General features: G+C 30.2%; 15 protein-coding genes. 12 read left to right on the top strand and 3 right to left on the bottom strand.

The genetic code is table 11. From position 1 onward, the window contains the following. Positions 1-345 precede the first annotated feature (345 nt). Positions 346-1,497 (top strand): cysteine desulfurase family protein, encoded by a 1,152-nt coding sequence (locus tag ABCP60_RS09470; RefSeq protein WP_092923635.1) that lies wholly within the window; start codon positions 346-348, stop codon positions 1,495-1,497. Positions 1,498-1,549: 52 nt separating this feature from the next. Continuing rightward, the gene (gene thiI / locus ABCP60_RS09465) at positions 1,550-2,722 is read left to right on the top strand and encodes a tRNA uracil 4-sulfurtransferase ThiI (protein WP_343101660.1); all 1,173 of its coding nucleotides are present in this window, start codon (positions 1,550-1,552) and stop codon (positions 2,720-2,722) included. Between the two features lie 94 nt (positions 2,723-2,816). On the opposite strand, the gene pflA is transcribed toward thiI, so the two are convergent. Together pflA and pflB are read right to left on the bottom strand one after the other, a co-directional pair. Beyond that, a complete protein-coding gene (pflA, locus tag ABCP60_RS09460; RefSeq protein ID WP_092923641.1) occupies positions 2,817-3,551 on the bottom strand; it encodes a pyruvate formate-lyase-activating protein in 735 nt (244 codons plus the stop codon). Positions 3,552-3,877: 326 nt separating this feature from the next. Beyond that, positions 3,878-6,109 (bottom strand): formate C-acetyltransferase, encoded by a 2,232-nt coding sequence (gene pflB / locus ABCP60_RS09455; protein ID WP_195238302.1) that lies wholly within the window; start codon positions 6,107-6,109, stop codon positions 3,878-3,880. 342 nt (positions 6,110-6,451) lie between these two features. On the opposite strand from pflB, the gene ABCP60_RS09450 reads away from it, so the two are divergent. From ABCP60_RS09450 to spoVAE, 10 genes are all read left to right on the top strand, one after another. Then, positions 6,452-7,411 carry a calcium/sodium antiporter gene (locus tag ABCP60_RS09450; RefSeq protein WP_092923647.1) on the top strand — a complete coding sequence of 320 codons (960 nt, stop codon included), beginning with the start codon at positions 6,452-6,454 and terminating at the stop codon, positions 7,409-7,411. Positions 7,412-7,541: 130 nt separating this feature from the next. Further along, positions 7,542-9,161, top strand: coding sequence for a DEAD/DEAH box helicase (locus tag ABCP60_RS09445; RefSeq protein ID WP_092923650.1), 1,620 nt, complete (start codon positions 7,542-7,544; stop codon positions 9,159-9,161). Between the two features lie 288 nt (positions 9,162-9,449). Then, positions 9,450-9,782 (top strand): anti-sigma F factor antagonist, encoded by a 333-nt coding sequence (gene spoIIAA, locus ABCP60_RS09440; protein ID WP_092923653.1) that lies wholly within the window; start codon positions 9,450-9,452, stop codon positions 9,780-9,782. A 13-nt stretch (positions 9,783-9,795) separates the two neighbouring features. After that, on the top strand, positions 9,796-10,224 hold the full coding sequence (gene spoIIAB, locus ABCP60_RS09435) for an anti-sigma F factor (RefSeq protein ID WP_092923656.1): 429 nt from the start codon (positions 9,796-9,798) through the stop codon (positions 10,222-10,224). A gap of 25 nt (positions 10,225-10,249) precedes the next feature. Then, a complete protein-coding gene (sigF, locus tag ABCP60_RS09430; protein WP_092923659.1) occupies positions 10,250-11,014 on the top strand; it encodes an RNA polymerase sporulation sigma factor SigF in 765 nt (254 codons plus the stop codon). 176 nt (positions 11,015-11,190) lie between these two features. Next, positions 11,191-11,778, top strand: coding sequence for a stage V sporulation protein AA (locus ABCP60_RS09425; protein WP_092923662.1), 588 nt, complete (start codon positions 11,191-11,193; stop codon positions 11,776-11,778). 8 nt (positions 11,779-11,786) lie between these two features. After that, positions 11,787-12,203 carry a stage V sporulation protein AB gene (locus ABCP60_RS09420; protein ID WP_343101659.1) on the top strand — a complete coding sequence of 139 codons (417 nt, stop codon included), beginning with the start codon at positions 11,787-11,789 and terminating at the stop codon, positions 12,201-12,203. A gap of 3 nt (positions 12,204-12,206) precedes the next feature. Continuing rightward, positions 12,207-12,647 (top strand): stage V sporulation protein AC, encoded by a 441-nt coding sequence (gene spoVAC / locus ABCP60_RS09415; protein ID WP_343101658.1) that lies wholly within the window; start codon positions 12,207-12,209, stop codon positions 12,645-12,647. Between the two features lie 12 nt (positions 12,648-12,659). Next, positions 12,660-13,676, top strand: a complete 1,017-nt coding sequence (gene spoVAD / locus ABCP60_RS09410) for a stage V sporulation protein AD (protein ID WP_343101657.1) — start codon at positions 12,660-12,662, stop codon at positions 13,674-13,676. A gap of 6 nt (positions 13,677-13,682) precedes the next feature. Beyond that, on the top strand, positions 13,683-14,045 hold the full coding sequence (spoVAE, locus tag ABCP60_RS09405) for a stage V sporulation protein AE (protein WP_166505999.1): 363 nt from the start codon (positions 13,683-13,685) through the stop codon (positions 14,043-14,045). Between the two features lie 115 nt (positions 14,046-14,160). On the opposite strand, the gene ABCP60_RS09400 is transcribed toward spoVAE, so the two are convergent. Continuing rightward, complete coding sequence (locus ABCP60_RS09400) at positions 14,161-16,941, bottom strand: transglycosylase domain-containing protein (RefSeq protein WP_343101656.1); 2,781 nt, start codon at positions 16,939-16,941, stop codon at positions 14,161-14,163. Positions 16,942-17,125: the final 184 nt, after the last annotated feature.

Below are 17,125 nucleotides of genomic sequence, written 5' to 3'. Positions count from 1 at the left end.
ATTATCAAATTTCGACATGAAAATCAATACTTTAAAGAAAAATATTGAAAAAAATTACAATTCTACAAAATAGTGATAATTTATAATTATTAAGTTAAAATTATAAGTGAATATATAAAATAAAACAACAATTATATTTAATATATATTTAGTAATATTATTATTAAACCTTAAAAAATAACGTAAATATGATATAATAAATAAGTCTATTTAGGTTAATATATAATAGATAAAATTTTTATTTCAATTTGATAAAATAATTTATAAATTGGAAAGAATAAATAAAACATATTTGAATAATTTTGAATTTATATAAATACTTAATACAGGAAGCTGGTGAAAAATATGGAAATATATTTAGATAATAGTGCAACAACTAAACCATATAGTGAGGTTATTGAAAAAGTTGTTTATGCACTTAGCCATGATTACGCAAACCCATCATCTTTACATAGAAAGGGTGTTGAGGTAGAAAAGAATATAAAAGCCATAAGAAGTGAGATTGCTAAAACTTTAGGTGCTAAGGATAAAGAAATTTACTTTACATCAGGAGGAACAGAATCTAATAATACTATAATTAGAGGTGTAGTCAATCTACATAAAAAAAGAAAAAACCATATAATATCTACGAGTATAGAGCATCCATCAGTTTTAAATACATTAAAGGATTTAGAAAACGATGGATGTGAGGTAACATATTTAGATGTTGATAGAGAAGGTAAAATAGATTTAGAGGAACTTAAAAAAGCTATAAAGCCTACTACATGCTTAGTAACTATAATGCACGTAAATAATGAAGTAGGATCCATACAACCTATCCAAGAAATAGGTAAGTACCTTAAGTCATTAAAAGACAAAGTTTATTTACATGTAGATGCAGTTCAATCATATTCTAAGATAAACTTTAGACCATCAAGATATAATATAGATTTTATGAGTGTTAGTGGGCATAAATTCCACGGGCCTAAAGGTATAGGATTTATGTATATAAAGGAAACTAACAGGATAAAACCTATGTTAACTGGTGGGGGACAAGAAATCGGTGTAAGAGCAGGGACAGAAAATGCACCTGGTATATATGGATTAGGCGAGGCTATAAAAATTATAAATGATGATTTAAATTCTAAAATAGAAAAAATATCTTCTTTAAAGAATTTACTTAAAGAAGAAATATCTAAAAATATAGAAGATATAAAAATAAATTCTCCAGAAGATGGAGTGTGTCATATACTTAATATCTCATTTAAAGATATAAAAGGAGAAGTGTTACTTCATTGTTTAGAGCAAAAAGGTATGTATGTATCTACAGGTTCTGCATGTTCTTCTAAGAAAAAAGGAAGTCATGTACTAACTCAAATGAAATTAACTAATGAAGAAATAGAAGGAGCTATAAGATTTAGCTTATCAGATTTAAATACAGAAGAAGAGATTTTAGAAGCTGTAAAAATACTTAAAGAGGAAGTTGAATCTTTAAGAAAAATAATAAGAAGAAGTTGAATTTTTAAGAAAAACAACAAGAAGACGATAATCAAAATATGAGGTGATACATTTGTATAATATATTAATAGTTAAGTACGGGGAAATAGGTGTAAAAGGAAAAAATAGATACTTATTTGAAAATAAGTTAATAAAAAATGTAAAAAATATGCTTAAGCCATTAGGTGAATTTAAAGTTTATAAAGAATTTGGAAGAATATATGTAGACTTAGAAGACTATGATTATGAAGAAGTTGCAGAAGAAGTAAGAAAAGTATTTGGTATAGTAGGAGTATGTCCAGCAATAAGAGCTGAGAAAGATTATACTAAATTAAAAGAATTGGCGTTAGAAGTATTAGAAGAAAAAATAGATGCAGGGGCAAAGAGCTTTAAAGTAGAAAGTAAAAGAGGAGATAAGAGCTTTAAATTTACTTCTCAAGAAATGAGTAGAGATATAGCAGGTTACTTAGTATCTCAAGTTAAAGACAAAATAGCAGTAGATATAAGAAATCCAGAAGTTAGAATACGTTGTGAATATAGAGAAAATCATGTAATGGTATACAGTGATACTATACCAGGGTATGGAGGATTGCCTCTTGGAACAAATGGTAGAGCGATGTCTTTATTATCTGGAGGAATAGATTCACCAGTTGCATCTTGGATGGTAGCAAAAAGAGGTATGGAACTAGAATGTATACATTTCCACAGTTATCCATTTACTAGTGAAAAATCTCAAGAGAAGGTAAGAGATTTAGGAAAAATATTAGCTAAGTACTGTGGAAGAGTAAGACTTCATAAAGTTAATATGTTAGAAATACAAAAAACTATAGGTTTAAATTGTAAAGATGAAGAAATGACTATAATATCAAGAAGATTTATGATGAGAATAGCTCAAGCAGTAGCAGAAAAAAGACACTGTGATGCTTTAGTTACAGGAGAGAGTATAGGACAAGTTGCATCTCAAACTATACAAGGACTAACTTGCACAAATGCATCAGTTAGTATACCTGTATTTAGACCTCTTATAGCTATGGATAAAACTGAAATAGTTGATATAGCTCAGAAAATAGGAACATTTGAAACATCAATACTTCCAGAAGAAGACTGTTGTACAGTATTTGCTCCTAAAAAACCTGTGACTAAGCCTAGATTAGAGAGAATTGAAAAGTCAGAAAATGCATTAGATGTAGAAAAATTAATACAAGATGCTATAGAAAACATAGAAGTAGAAGATTTAGAATTCTAATTCTAAAATACTAATATTAAAATATATAACAAAAAAAGAAGTCCTAGGACTTCTTTTTTTGTTATATATAAATTATTCAAAAAAATTTAAGGGCTTATTTATTAAATACCTCAACACCAAATTCTTTTAAGACTTGGCTAGCTTTTTTAATATCTTCTGGAGTAGCATCAGGAACACCTTTTAACTCATACTCAATTCCCATACTCTCCCATTTGTGAACACCTATTGTATGATATGGTAATAATTCAAGTCTATCTACATTGTTAAGAGTAGATACAAACTTACCTAATGCTTCTAAGTTTTCTCTATCATCTGTTATACCAGGGACTAAAACGTGTCTTATCCAAACAGGTATATTTCTTTCATCTAAGTGTTTAGCTAACTTTAATGTTTTTTGGATTGTTACACCTGTTAAGTCTTTAGCCTTATCATCTATCATATGTTTTAAGTCAAGTAAAACTAAATCAGTATTATCAAGTATTGGATCTATTTTATCTATATCTACAAATCCAGAAGTATCTAAGCAAGTGTGTATACCATTTTTCTTAGCCTTAGCAAATAATTCTGCTACAAATTCTGGTTGAAGTGTAGCTTCACCACCTGAAACAGTTAAACCGCCACCAGAGAATTTCATATAAGATGAGTACTTAAGTACTTCAGTGATTAGTTCGTCAGTTGTATATTCTTTTCCACCTTTTGCATCCCATGTATCTCTATTGTGGCAATATTTACATCTTAATGGGCATCCTTGCATAAATACTATAAATCTTATTCCTGGACCATCTACTGTACCAAATGTTTCTATTGAATGAACTCTTCCTTTTATCATAATATCCACCTCTAAGTCGTTTTATAAATTAAGTTTCAAATATACTGTATACATAATATCGTCTAAATATATTATAAATTATTATATCTTTAAAGTCTATATTGTTTAAGTAATGTATAATTCCTTATATTTTAATTATACCCAGTAAGTACCTATACAAACTATATATGTAAAAAAATTTTAGATTATAATATTATTACATACAATTAATTTTAAAATAAATAAAAAAAGAGTGTAAGTTGATGAGACTTACACTCTGAAAAATTATATACTTTGATTCTTGATAATTGTTAAACTATCTGATGTAAGATTATAGATGTTATAAATTAAGCCATTTTTCCGTGGAATGTTCTGTTTATAACGTCTAATTGTTGCTCTCTAGTTAACTTGATGAAGTTTACAGCGTATCCTGAAACTCTTATAGTTAATTGAGGGTATTTTTCTGGATGCTCCATAGCATCTTCTAAAGTAGCTCTATCAAATACGTTAACGTTTAAGTGATGAGCTCCTTGAGCGAAGTATCCGTCCATCATTGAAGATAAGTTGTTTACTCTTTCGTTCATATCTTTTCCTAAAGCACCTGGTACTATAGAGAAAGTATTAGATATACCATCTTGAGCATGCTCGTATGGTAATTTAGCAACTGAAGATAATGAAGCTAAAGCTCCGCTGTTATCTCTTCCGTGCATTGGGTTAGCTCCTGGAGCGAATGGCTCACCAGCTCTTCTTCCGTCAGGAGTGTTACCAGTCTTCTTACCGTAAACAACGTTTGAAGTTATTGTTAATATAGATTGAGTATGGTAAGAATCTCTGTAAGTTTTGTTCTTTCTTATTTTGTTCATGAAGTTTTCTACTAAGTCACAAGCTATTTGGTCAACTCTGTCATCGTTGTTTCCGAATTTTGGATAATCTCCTTCTATTTCGAAGTCAACAGCTATACCAGCTTCGTTTCTTATAGTTTTAACTTTAGCATGTTTTATAGCAGATAATGAGTCAACGCAAACTGATAAACCAGCTATACCACAAGCCATAGTTCTGAATATTTCTCTATCATGTAAAGCCATTTCTAATGCTTCATAAGAGTACTTATCATGCATGTAGTGGATTATGTTTAATGTATTTACGTATAAGTTAGCTAACCAATCAGTGAATGGTTCGAACTTAGCCATAACTTCATCGTAATCTAAGTATTCTGAAGTTATTGCTTCGAATTTAGGTCCAACTTGTACTCCTGACTTCTCATCAACACCACCGTTTATAGCGTATAATAAAGTCTTAGCTAAGTTTACTCTAGCTCCGAAGAATTGCATTTGTTTACCTATTCTCATTGCAGATACACAACAAGCTATACCGTAGTCATCTCCCCAGTATGGTCTCATTAAGTCATCGTTCTCGTATTGAACAGAACTTGTATCTATTGAAACTTTTGAACAGAAGTCTTTGAATCCTTGAGGTAATCTAGTAGACCATAATACTGTTAAGTTTGGCTCTGGAGATGGTCCAAGAGTGTAAAGAGTATTTAACATTCTGAATGAGTTTTTAGTTACTAATGTTCTACCATCTATACCCATACCACCGATTGATTCAGTTACCCAAGTTGGGTCTCCTGAGAATAAATCGTTGTATTCTGGAGTTCTTAAGAATTTAACCATTCTTAACTTCATAACGAAGTGGTCCATTATTTCTTGAATTTCTTCTTCAGTTATTGTTCCGTTAGCTAAATCTCTTTCGAAGTATATGTCTAAGAATGTAGAAGTTCTACCTAATGACATTGCAGCTCCGTTTTGATCTTTTATAGCTCCTAAGTATCCGAAGTATAACCATTGAACAGCTTCTCTTGAGTTAGTAGCTGGCTTAGATATATCGAATCCGTAAGATAAAGCCATTCTCTTTAATGCTTCTAAAGCTTTTATTTGATCAGATATTTCTTCTCTAGCTCTTATAACTTCTTCGTCTATACATCTTACTTCGTATTCAGCTTTTTGAGCTAATTTATCTTCTATTAATCTATCTACACCGTATAAAGCAACTCTTCTGTAGTCACCTATTATTCTACCTCTTCCGTAAGCATCTGGTAAACCAGTTATTATACCAGATCTTCTAGCAGCTCTCATTTCAGGAGTGTAAGCATCGAATACCCCTTGGTTATGAGTTTTTCTATATTTAGTGAATATTTCGCTTATTTCAGGATCACATTCGTATCCGTAAGCCTTACAAGAATTTTCAACCATTTTTATACCACCGAAAGGCATAACAGCTCTTTTTAATGGTGCGTCAGTTTGGAAACCAACTATTGTTTCTAATTCTTTATCTAAGTATCCTGGTGCATAAGCATCTATCATAGATACTGTTTTAGTATCAACGTCTAAAGTTCCGCCATTTTCTCTTTCTTTTTTGAAAAGAGCCATAGCTTCTTCCCATAATTTTTTAGTGTTTTCAGTAGCTCCAGCTAAGAAAGAATCATTTCCTTCATATGGAGTGTAGTTTTCTTGGATGAACCCTCTAACATCTATTTCTTTAGTCCATCTACCTTCTTTAAATCCTTGCCATGCATTCATGTGAATAGCCTCCTTGTTAGGGTTTAAAATTTGTAAAGTTATTTATTGTTATTTAAATTTAAATATTTAATATTATTATTTAAATTTAAATATTTAAAAAATTTATATTATTAATCTAGCTAGATAATTTTTAGACAATATAATCATAACATATAAAAGGTATTTTGTATACAACCTTTCGCATAAATATTGTCGATAATTTTTAAATTTAATCTGAATTTGTTTTCCTTATAATCATATAATACCCAAGTGTTTTTATGCTAAAACAAAAAAATTTAAAAATAAAAAAATAGTATATATGTCCAAATAATGAATATCTATCTTATATAGGGGAGGGATATTATGTTATTTATTATTATACTATTTATTTTAGGTTTTATATTAATAACAAAAGGAGCAGATATATTTATAAACTATACAGTAATAATAGGGAAGAAGACTAATATATCGGAATTGGTACTTGGTGCTACGATAGTAAGTTTTGCAACAACTCTTCCAGAGTTAACAGTGTCAACAGTAGCATCTTTACAAGGGCATACAACAATGAGCCTAGGGAATGCAGTAGGTTCTATTATTTGTAATACAGGCTTAGTACTTGGGTTAGTAGCATTTATAAGTCCATTTAAAGTAGATAAAAATATGTTTTTTTCAAAATCAATAATTCTTTTAATATCAGTATTTTTAACAATATTACTTAGTATAGATGGAAATATTAATAGAATAGATGCATTATTGCTTCTTTTAATGCTTTTAGTATATATGTATACAAATTATAAAAGTGTAGAAAAAGATAGTAAAACAGACTTAAGTAAAAATTATAATAGAGGAAGTATAAATATAAAGGAAACATTGAAAATAGCTGTCTTTTTTATACTTGGATTAGTAATGATGGTTTTAGGCTCAAAATTATTAGTAGATAATGGGATAAAAATAGCAGAAATTATAGGCATACCACAAGGAATAATAAGTCTTACTGTAATAGCACTAGGTACGTCACTGCCTGAATTAGTATCATCAATAACTGCTATAAGGAAAAAGCATCATGCTATATCAGTGGGAAATGTATTAGGTGCTAACATATTAAATATAGTATCTGTAATAGGAATATCAGCAATACCAAATGATATACCAATTTTGGCACAAACAGCAAAAATAGATTTTCCTTTTATGATAGCTCTACTTTTGATTTTAATAATACCAACTATTAAAAAACATAAATTACATAGATGGCAGGGAATGCTAATGCTTTCAACATATCTTTTATATATGGCTACACTATATTATATATATATCGTTGCTTAATGGTATAAAACAAGTTGTATTATCTTGAATATTATAGATGAGTAAGGGATAAAATACTAATTGCATATTATTCGAATTAAATATATAATAGATAAGTTAATATAATTAGATAACGGAAAGGAAATAATATATGAACACAATAAAATTCGAAGACTTACCAATAAGTGATGATATAAAAAAAGCTATATCGGACATGGGGTTTGAAGAGCCATCTCCAATACAAGCTCAATCTATACCTGTTGTATTATCAGGTAAAGATGTTATAGGTCAAGCACAAACAGGTACGGGAAAAACAGCAGCATTCAGTATACCAATACTAGAAACTATAAATCCAGAGGACAAAAGTTTACAAGCGGTGGTACTTTGTCCTACTAGAGAACTTGCAATACAAGTTTCTAAAGAAATAAGAAAAATATCTAAATACATGCACGGAATAAAAACTTTACCTATATATGGTGGGCAACCAATAGATAGACAAATAAAGTCTTTAAAAGGGGGAGTTCAAATAGTAATAGGAACTCCAGGTCGTGTTATAGACCATATAAACCGTAAAACATTAAAAATGGATAATGTTAAGATGGTTGTATTAGATGAAGCGGATGAGATGTTAGATATGGGGTTCAGAGAAGATATAGAAACTATAATAAGTAGAACTCCAGAAGATAGACAAACAGTATTCTTCTCAGCTACTATGCCAAAAGGGATATTAGAGTTAACAAAGGCATACCAAAAAAATCCAGAGCACATAAAAGTTGTTAGAAAAGAACTTACAGTGCCTAATATAAAGCAATATTATATAGAAACAAGATCTGCAAATAAATTAGAAGTATTATGTAGATTAATAGATGTTTATAATCCAAAATTATCAGTAGTATTCTGTAATACTAAGAGAGGTTCAGATGAATTAGTTAGTGAATTACAAGCTAGAGGATATTTTGCAGATGCATTACACGGGGATTTAAAGCAAACTCAAAGAGATATAGTTATGGATAAGTTTAGAGGGGGAACTATAGACATACTAGTAGCGACAGATGTTGCAGCTAGAGGAATAGACGTTGATGATGTTGAAGCGGTATTTAACTATGATCTTCCTCAAGATGAAGAATACTATGTTCATAGAATAGGTAGAACTGGTAGAGCTGGTAGAGAAGGTATATCTTTCAGCTTTGTATTTGGAAAAGAAATGAGAAAGATGAAAGATATAGAACGATATACTAAGACTAAGTTAATTAAGCATGGTATACCTTCAATAGCTGATGTTGAAGAAAAGAAAGTAAGTGCATTCTTCAAAGAAGTTAAATCAACTATGGAACAAGGTAAATTAACTAAACAAATGCAATGGTTAGAAACATTCTGTCAAGAAGAAGATTACTCTACAGTTGATGTAGCTGCTGCACTTTTAAAATTAGCTTTAGGTGAAGAACTTAAAGAAGAAATAGTAGAAGAAAAACCAAGACAACGTAGAGAAGCGCGTTCTAAAGGTGGATCAACTGGGGCTCAAGAAGGTATGGCTAGATTATTTATAAATGTAGGTAGAAACCAAAGAGTTCAAGCTAAAGATATATTAGGCGCAATAGCTGGAGAAGTTGGGATACCAGGAAAACTTATAGGAACTATAGATATATATGACAAATATACTTTCGTTGAAGTACCTAAGCAAAATGCTAAAAAAGTATTAGAAAAGATGAAAGATATAAAAATAAAAGGTAACAAGATAAACATAGAAAAAGCAAACAACAAAAGAAGATAGATAAAAAGCATAGCAAAAGCTATGCTTTTTTATATGCAAAAATTTTCTATTAATTATTACTTTATATAAAGATAAATAAATTAATAGAAAAAAATGTATATTAATAAAAAATATGTAAATAATAAATATGTGGATTGCCAACATTTAACATCATTAATTATATAATTTATGTCTGATGTTGATTAAGACATAATAAAACAAAAGTAGTTAAATTTTGTTGAAGGATAAAAAGTAAATATAATAGAATTGATTAAGAGTTAATATACTCAATAATCAGGGGGGATACAAATGATAAACTACTACTTAGAACAAAAAACTCTAACAATAGAGTTTGTATTTACAGAACTAGACCACCATATAACAAATGAGGTTAGAGATGAAATAGATAATATATTACTATCTAAGCCTATAAAAAACATAATATTTGATTTTAGAAATATTAAATTTATGGATTCATCAGGGATAGGTGTAATTATAGGTAGATACAAAAAAATATCAGCTGAAGGTGGAAAAGTATCTATAATAAATGCAAATGAAAGAGTTGAGAAAGTATTTAATTTATCTGGAATGAATAAAATTATAGACATAAACAATACAGATGAAGTAGTAAGTTCTATATAAGGGGGAATACAAAATGAAGAACATTATGGAAGTTAAATTTTCTGCTAAATCTGAGAATGAAAGTTTTGCTAGAGTTATAGTAGCTTCATTTGCTGCGAAATTAGATCCGACTATAGATGAACTAGCAGATATAAAAACTGCAGTATCAGAAGCTGTAACCAATTCAATAATTCATGGATATGATGAAAATGAAGAAGAATTCGTATATTTAAGATGTGAAATAGAAGGAAATACTATAAAAATAGTAGTAGAAGATAGAGGTAATGGTATAGAAGATGTTCAAATGGCTATGCAACCACTTTACACATCAAAGCCAGAGCTTGAAAGATCAGGAATGGGATTTACTGTAATGGAGAGTTTTATGGATGATGTATGGGTAAGTTCAATAAAGGGTGAAGGGACTAAAATTGTAATGACTAAAAAAATAAACTTACCACAATAAAGTCCAAAAGAATAGAGGTTTTATTATGGGGATAATTGCAATAAAAGAAGAAAAGAGAGTATTGCTTAGTCATGAAGAAACATTAAAATTAATAGATAAAGCACAAAATGGAGATGAGGAAGCTAAGGAAATACTAATAACTAACAATCTAGGATTAGTTAGAAGTGTTGTAACTAAATTTTTAAATATAGGTTATGATAGAGATGATTTATTTCAATTAGGGTCAATAGGTTTAATAAAGGCTATATATAAGTTTGATCCTAAGTTTAATGTAAAGTTTTCTACATATGCTGTACCAATGATATTAGGAGAAATAAAAAGATATCTAAGAGATGACGGAATGGTAAAAGTATCTAGGTCTTTAAAGCAAATAGCTATAAAAGCTAAAACACAAAGTGAAATACTTAGCAAGAAACTAGGAAGAGAACCAAGTATAGAAGAAATAGCTAATGTATTAGAAGTGGAAAAAGAAGACTTAGTTATGGCAATGGAATCTAATTTTTCTGTAGAGTATTTACATGGAGTTATACATGAAGAAGAAGGAAATCCAATTTGCTTAATAGATAAGATTAGCTTAAAGGGAGAGTGTGAAGAAGAGAAAGTAATAGATAATCTTCTTTTAAAAGAAGTTTTAGGCAAATTAGAAAAAAGAGAAAGACAGATAATAATGCTTAGATATTTTGAAGATAAAACTCAAAGTGAAATTGGGGATATGTTAAATATATCTCAAGTACAAGTTTCTAGAATAGAGAAAAAAGTATTAGCTAAATTAAAATCATATATTAGTTAATAAAAATAAAAAGCACCCAATAGACAAATATTTGTTTAGTGGGTGCTTTTTATTTGAAATAAATTATAGGTAAAAACAACCTAGGTTAAAATTTATATAAATGTTGCTTAAGTTTTAATATATTAGAATATTTTATTAGCTTAAACAAATAATAAAGTAAGAAGGAGGTATTATATATGGATGATATTTACTTAATACCTAAGAGTATAAAACCTTTTAACATATCAAAAAAAGAGATTTATTTAGGTGAAATATATACTATCTATCCAGAGGCTTATGAAGCGAAAATAAAAGATATATGCTTAAGAAGCTACGACAATAATACATCTAAATATGATGTAATACATTTAGGTGAAGTTATAGAAGAAGTAAATAATAGGTTTCCAAAATTAAGGTTAAATTTTTTGAAACCTGAAGATATAATAATCTTCTTTGACAGCTACAAAAAAGATAGAACTAAATACATAAGAGTTTTCATAGTAGCAGTAGTAGTACTTATGGGTTCTATAATGGGAATAATGAACTTTCATGCAGATGTAAATATGGCTCATTCGCAATTTATGATGGTAAATGCAATCACAAAAGATGCAAAGTCTTATATGCCATATTTTCAAATACCATACTCAATTGGTATAGGAATTGGCGTAGCATTATTTTTTAATAAATTCATACCAAATTATTCTAGAGGAGAGCCTAGTCCTTTAGATTTAAAGATGGTTTCATTAAATAAAGAAATAGAAAATCAACTAAGAAAAAAACAGTGAGGTATTTTGTGAAATTATTTTTAATAATATTTGGAATATCATCAGGAGTAGTTGTTGGGTCAGGAGTAGTTTCTTTACTAATACTTGTAGGTATAATACCTAGAATGGCACAAATAAGTAAGACAAAAGAATTTATAGGGGCATATGAAAGTCTACTGGTTATAGGAACTTTATTTGGAAGCTTAATTTCAATTCAAGGCATGAATATACGCATAGGTAAAATAGGTGCTTTAGTAGCAGGGCTTGCTTATGGAGTATTCGTAGGTTTTTTAAGTTCGGGCCTAACAGAGATATTAGATTATATACCTGTAGTTGCAAGAAGATTAAAAATACCTGCTTTGTATTTAAAATATATAATTATAGCAATGCTTGTGGGAAAAGTAATTGGATCTTTAATAGGATGGTCTATAATTCAAGGAGGTTAATTTATGGATAAAAATTACAAAAAGTATGTTGAAGAAAAAAGCCCAAAACCAACATACGCGAAAAACTATATATTAGCATTTATAGTTGGTGGAATAATATGCGTAATAGGACAAGGTATAAATGATTTTTATATGAATTTTGTAGGGCTTGGTAAACTAGATGCAGCAGGCGCTACATCAATAACTTTGATATTTATAGGAGCTTTATTAACAGGTCTTGGTATGTATGACCTTATAGGAAAAAGGGCAGGTGCAGGTTCAGCTATACCTATAACAGGATTTGCAAATTCTATAGTATCACCTGCTATGGAGTTTAAAAGAGAAGGTTATGTACTTGGAGTAGGAGCAAACTTATTTAAAATTGCAGGTCCAGTATTAGTATATGGAATAGGCTCATCTATTCTATGTGGATTTATATACTATATTTTCAATCTTATAAAATAAGGAGACTAAAATATGAAAAGTAAAAGAATTGGAAATAGAACAGTAAAACTAGAAAATAAGCCAACTATTATATCAGCTAGTTCAGTTGTTGGTCCCAAAGAAGGAGAAGGACCATTAAGAGAATATTTTGATATTATACTTGAGGATGACTTATGTGGTCAAAAATCATGGGAATTAGCAGAAAGTGATATGGTAAAAACTGCTATGAAAAAAACATGTGAAAAAGCTAATAAAAAATTAGAAGATATAAATTATATGATAGGTGGAGATTTGCTCAATCAAATATTTCCTGCATCTTTTGCTGCTAGGGACTTATCTATACCATTTATAGGAATATATGGAGCATGTTCTACTATGGCAGAAGGTATGTGTATAAGCTCTATGCTTATAGACGGAGGATTTGCAGACTTGATACTATCTGGAACATCTAGTCATTTTTGTGCAGCAGAGAGACAATTTAGGTTTCCTCTAGAATTTGGTAATCAAAAACCTATGACAGCTCAATGGACCGTTACTGGTGCAGGTAGTGTATTAATATCTCCAAAAGGGCAAGGGCCTAAGGTTACCCATGTAACTATTGGAAAAGTAATAGATAAGGGTATAGATGATGGTAATAATATGGGAGCAGCTATGGCTCCTGCAGCAGTAGATACTATATACTCATATTTTAATGATACAAAAGATGACCCAAATAGCTTTGATGTAATAGCTACAGGAGATTTGGGAAAACTAGGTAAAGAAATAACAGAAGAATTATTAGATCAAAGGGGACTTGATATATCAAAAGTATATATGGATTGTGGAATAGAAATGTTTAATATGGAAAAACAAGATGTACACTGTGGAGGTAGTGGATGTGGATGTTCAGCTACTGTTTTCTGTGGATATATTTACAAAAAACTTAAAAATAAAGAATTCAATAAAGTAATGCTAGTATCAACAGGGGCTTTATTATCACCAACTAGTACTTTACAAAAACAAACAATACCCTGTGTAGCTCATGCAGTAATTATTGAAAATAAGGAGTGATTAAATATGCTTATGGATTATGTAAGGGCATTTATAGTAGGAGGAATAATTTGTCTTATTGGTCAGATTCTTCTTGATTACTTTAAAGTACAAATGCCCTATATAATGGTATCTTATGTTACTAGCGGAGTAATTTTAACATTTTTAGGGATATATGAACCTATAGTTAAGTTTGGAGGATCAGGAGCGACAGTACCTATAATAGGATTTGGATATTCATTAGCAAATGGCGTAAAAAAAGCAATAGAGACTGATGGGTTTATGGGAATATTCACAGGAGGTACAATTGCAACTGCAGGAGGAATAGCAGGAGCTATATTTTTTGGATATATGATGGCACTTATTTTTACACCAAAAGCTAAACCTTAAAATTAATAAATGTATATAAGTTAATAATTTAAGTTATATAAAATATTATAATATAAGGCATAAATAAAAAAAGACTATCTCAAAATAGAGAATAGTCTTTTTTATATATATTAAACTATTGTCCAGTTGGATTACTAGCTGGATTAGTAGCTCCACCGCTATTATCGGCAGGAGGAGTAGTATTTCCACCACCATTACTAGGAGGAGGAGTTGCAGTTCCGCCGCCATTATTAGGAGGAGGAGTTGTAGTATTTCCGCCACCATTATCGGCAGGAGGAGTAGTATTTCCGCCACCATTATCAGCAGGAGGAGTAGTATTTCCCCCGCCATTATCAGTAGGAGGAGTAGTATTTCCACCGCCATTATCAGCAGGAGGAGTAGTATTATTATCTACAGTACCTTCATTATTTTGGTTTTCAGGAGGTGTAGTAGATTCTTCATGTTTTGGCTTTACAGCATTGGCTCTAGAAGTATATTTAGTTGGAGATGTTCCATCTATAAATGCTGCTTTAACACCAGATGAAGATCTTCCACCATCTATTAAGTTAATTTTAGCAAAGTATACTTTATCAGGAACTTTGAAATCAACTTTCTTTAAGTTTTCATGAATTTGTCTCATAACTATAGACCAAAGTTTTGCTGCCGAACCACTTCCACCTTCAACACTTTCACGAGGTATAAATTCTCCTGTAGTAGGATTTTTTCTACCTGCATCATCACCTATATAAGTTGCACCAACGTAGTATGGAGTGTAACCAACAAACCAAGCATCTAAGGCTTTATTAGTTGTTCCTGTTTTACCAGCAACAGGCATTCCACCAGGTATAGCAGCTTTACCACCGATACCTTCAGTTATAACTGCCTTTAGCATATCAGTAATTACGTAAGCAACATCAGGATCAACAACTTTGTGTTGTTCAGGAGTATTCTTAACTATTAATTGTCCATCATAACTTGTTATAGTTGTAAATATAGTTGGCTCTATATAAACACCGCCATTAGCTAAAGTTCCATAAGCAGAAGCCATTTCAAGAGGTGATATACCATGAGTCATACCTCCAAGTGTTAATGCTGGGAATCTTCTATCATTACTTTCTGCATTTGCAGTATTACTATCAACTAAAGTTGTTATACCAAAATTCTTTAAGTAATCCATCATTATATCAACACAATCTTTATAAGAATCACCTAAAAGTTCGGCAGTTCTTATAGCTATAGTATTTGATGAGTAAGCTAAAGCTTTACGTAAACTCATGATATCTTTACCAGGAGTAGTCGTATTTGGATTCCACTTATTATTTTCCTTAAACTTATAAGGTGTAAGATTTGCAGTAGTATCACTTAATGCAGTAGCTTGAGTTAATTTAAGTGTATCTATAGCAGGTGTATAAACTGATAATGGCTTTATAGTTGAACCTGGTTGTTGAGGAGTAGTAGCTCTATTTAGAGTTTTTCTTCCTGTTATATGTCTACCACCAACTAAAGCTTTTATTTCACCAGTTTTATAATCTAATATAACCATAGATGATTGAGGTTGAGTCATTCCATTGCTATGACGGCTACCAGGGAAGTTATTATCATTATCATATTCTTTTTCTAATATTTTTTGCATTTTAGGGTCTATAGTAGTGTGTATCTTTAAACCACCATTATAGAACATATTATATGCTTCGTCTTTAGTATTACCTTGTGCTACTAAAGCATCTATAACTTTATATTCTATTAAATCCTCAACTGAAGAAGAAACACTTTCTTTAGGCTTAGGTAGTTTTATATTTATTTCCTCAGCCACAGCCTCATTGTATTCTGATTGTGTTATAGCTCCAGTTTGTAGCATTTTACCTAAAACAATATTACGTCTTTCTTTAGCCTTAGGATTAGGTACAGCTTTTCTAACAACCATAGTACCAGCTTTTAATTGCTTGTAAGTATCATCGTTAGGAATAAGTCCCCAAGAATTTAACTTTTCAACCATATCTAATTCCATTGGAGTAGGATCATCAAGAGTATCATCAGGAGTATTTATGAAAAATAGTAATCTATTTGCAACATCATCCTTAGTTTCATTACCTTCTAACTTAGCAGTAATATAAGCTGAATATCTTGACGGGTTTTGAGTAGAACCTGCAAGTAATGCTGACTCACCAAGAGTAAGTTGCGATGCTTTTTTATCAAAATATCCTCTAGCACCAGCCTCAGCACCAGCTAGACCCTTACCAACGAAGAAGTTATTTAAGTAAAGTTCTAATATCTCATCTTTACTTAAGACTTTACTCATTTCATGAGCATAGTATATATCCTTTATTTTACGAGGAAGGCTTTGTTCAGTAGATGTTAGTAACATTTTTGATACCTGCATAGGTATTGTACTACCACCTTGCTTATCTCCAGTAAGAGTTTTTACTACAGATCTTAGCAATCCTCTTATATCTACTCCACCATGTTCATAAAAACGCTCATCTTCTATAGCTACTATTGCCTTAGGAAGATATTTACCCATATCTTTTAGAGGTACAGGTTGCTTTTTATTTACACTAGGGGCATTAGAAAGTAGATCATTATTAGCATAGTATATACGCGTTGTTTGATAAGTCTTTTCTTCTAAAAGAGCTTTTGATATTGGCTCAGCGTTTCTTAATGAAGCAAAAACTACACCAGTTCCAACGGCTACTCCAGCAACTAATAAAACTAAACAAACTACCAAAATAGACCTGAGAGTCTTAAACTTATCTTTTTTCTTTTTTTGTTTAGTTTTTTTATTTGAGCTACTAGTAGATGAACCACGAGAAGTAGATGAACTACGAGTGGTAGATGAACTACGAGTAGCTGTTGAAGAAGAAGAACTTGCTTTCTTTCTTCTTATTTTATTTCTATTTTCATTATTATCATTATTCATTAAGTTAACCTCCTTACTTAATGCAATATTATACCATATATATATGAAATTTTCTAATTACAGAATAAAATAGTCATAATTTATATATACTAAAAATCTGCAAAATACTTCCAAAACAAACATGTTATTAATTATATAATTTAAAAAATTATTATAACTTTAATAATAATTATTTTTATCTAAT

Source organism: Romboutsia sp. MSSM.1001216sp_RTP31141st1_G3_RTP31141_220114 (assembly GCF_039031195.1).
Classification (GTDB): Bacteria; Bacillota; Clostridia; order Peptostreptococcales; family Peptostreptococcaceae; genus Romboutsia_C; species Romboutsia_C hominis.
This window is presented reverse-complemented; position numbering and strand designations above follow the sequence as displayed.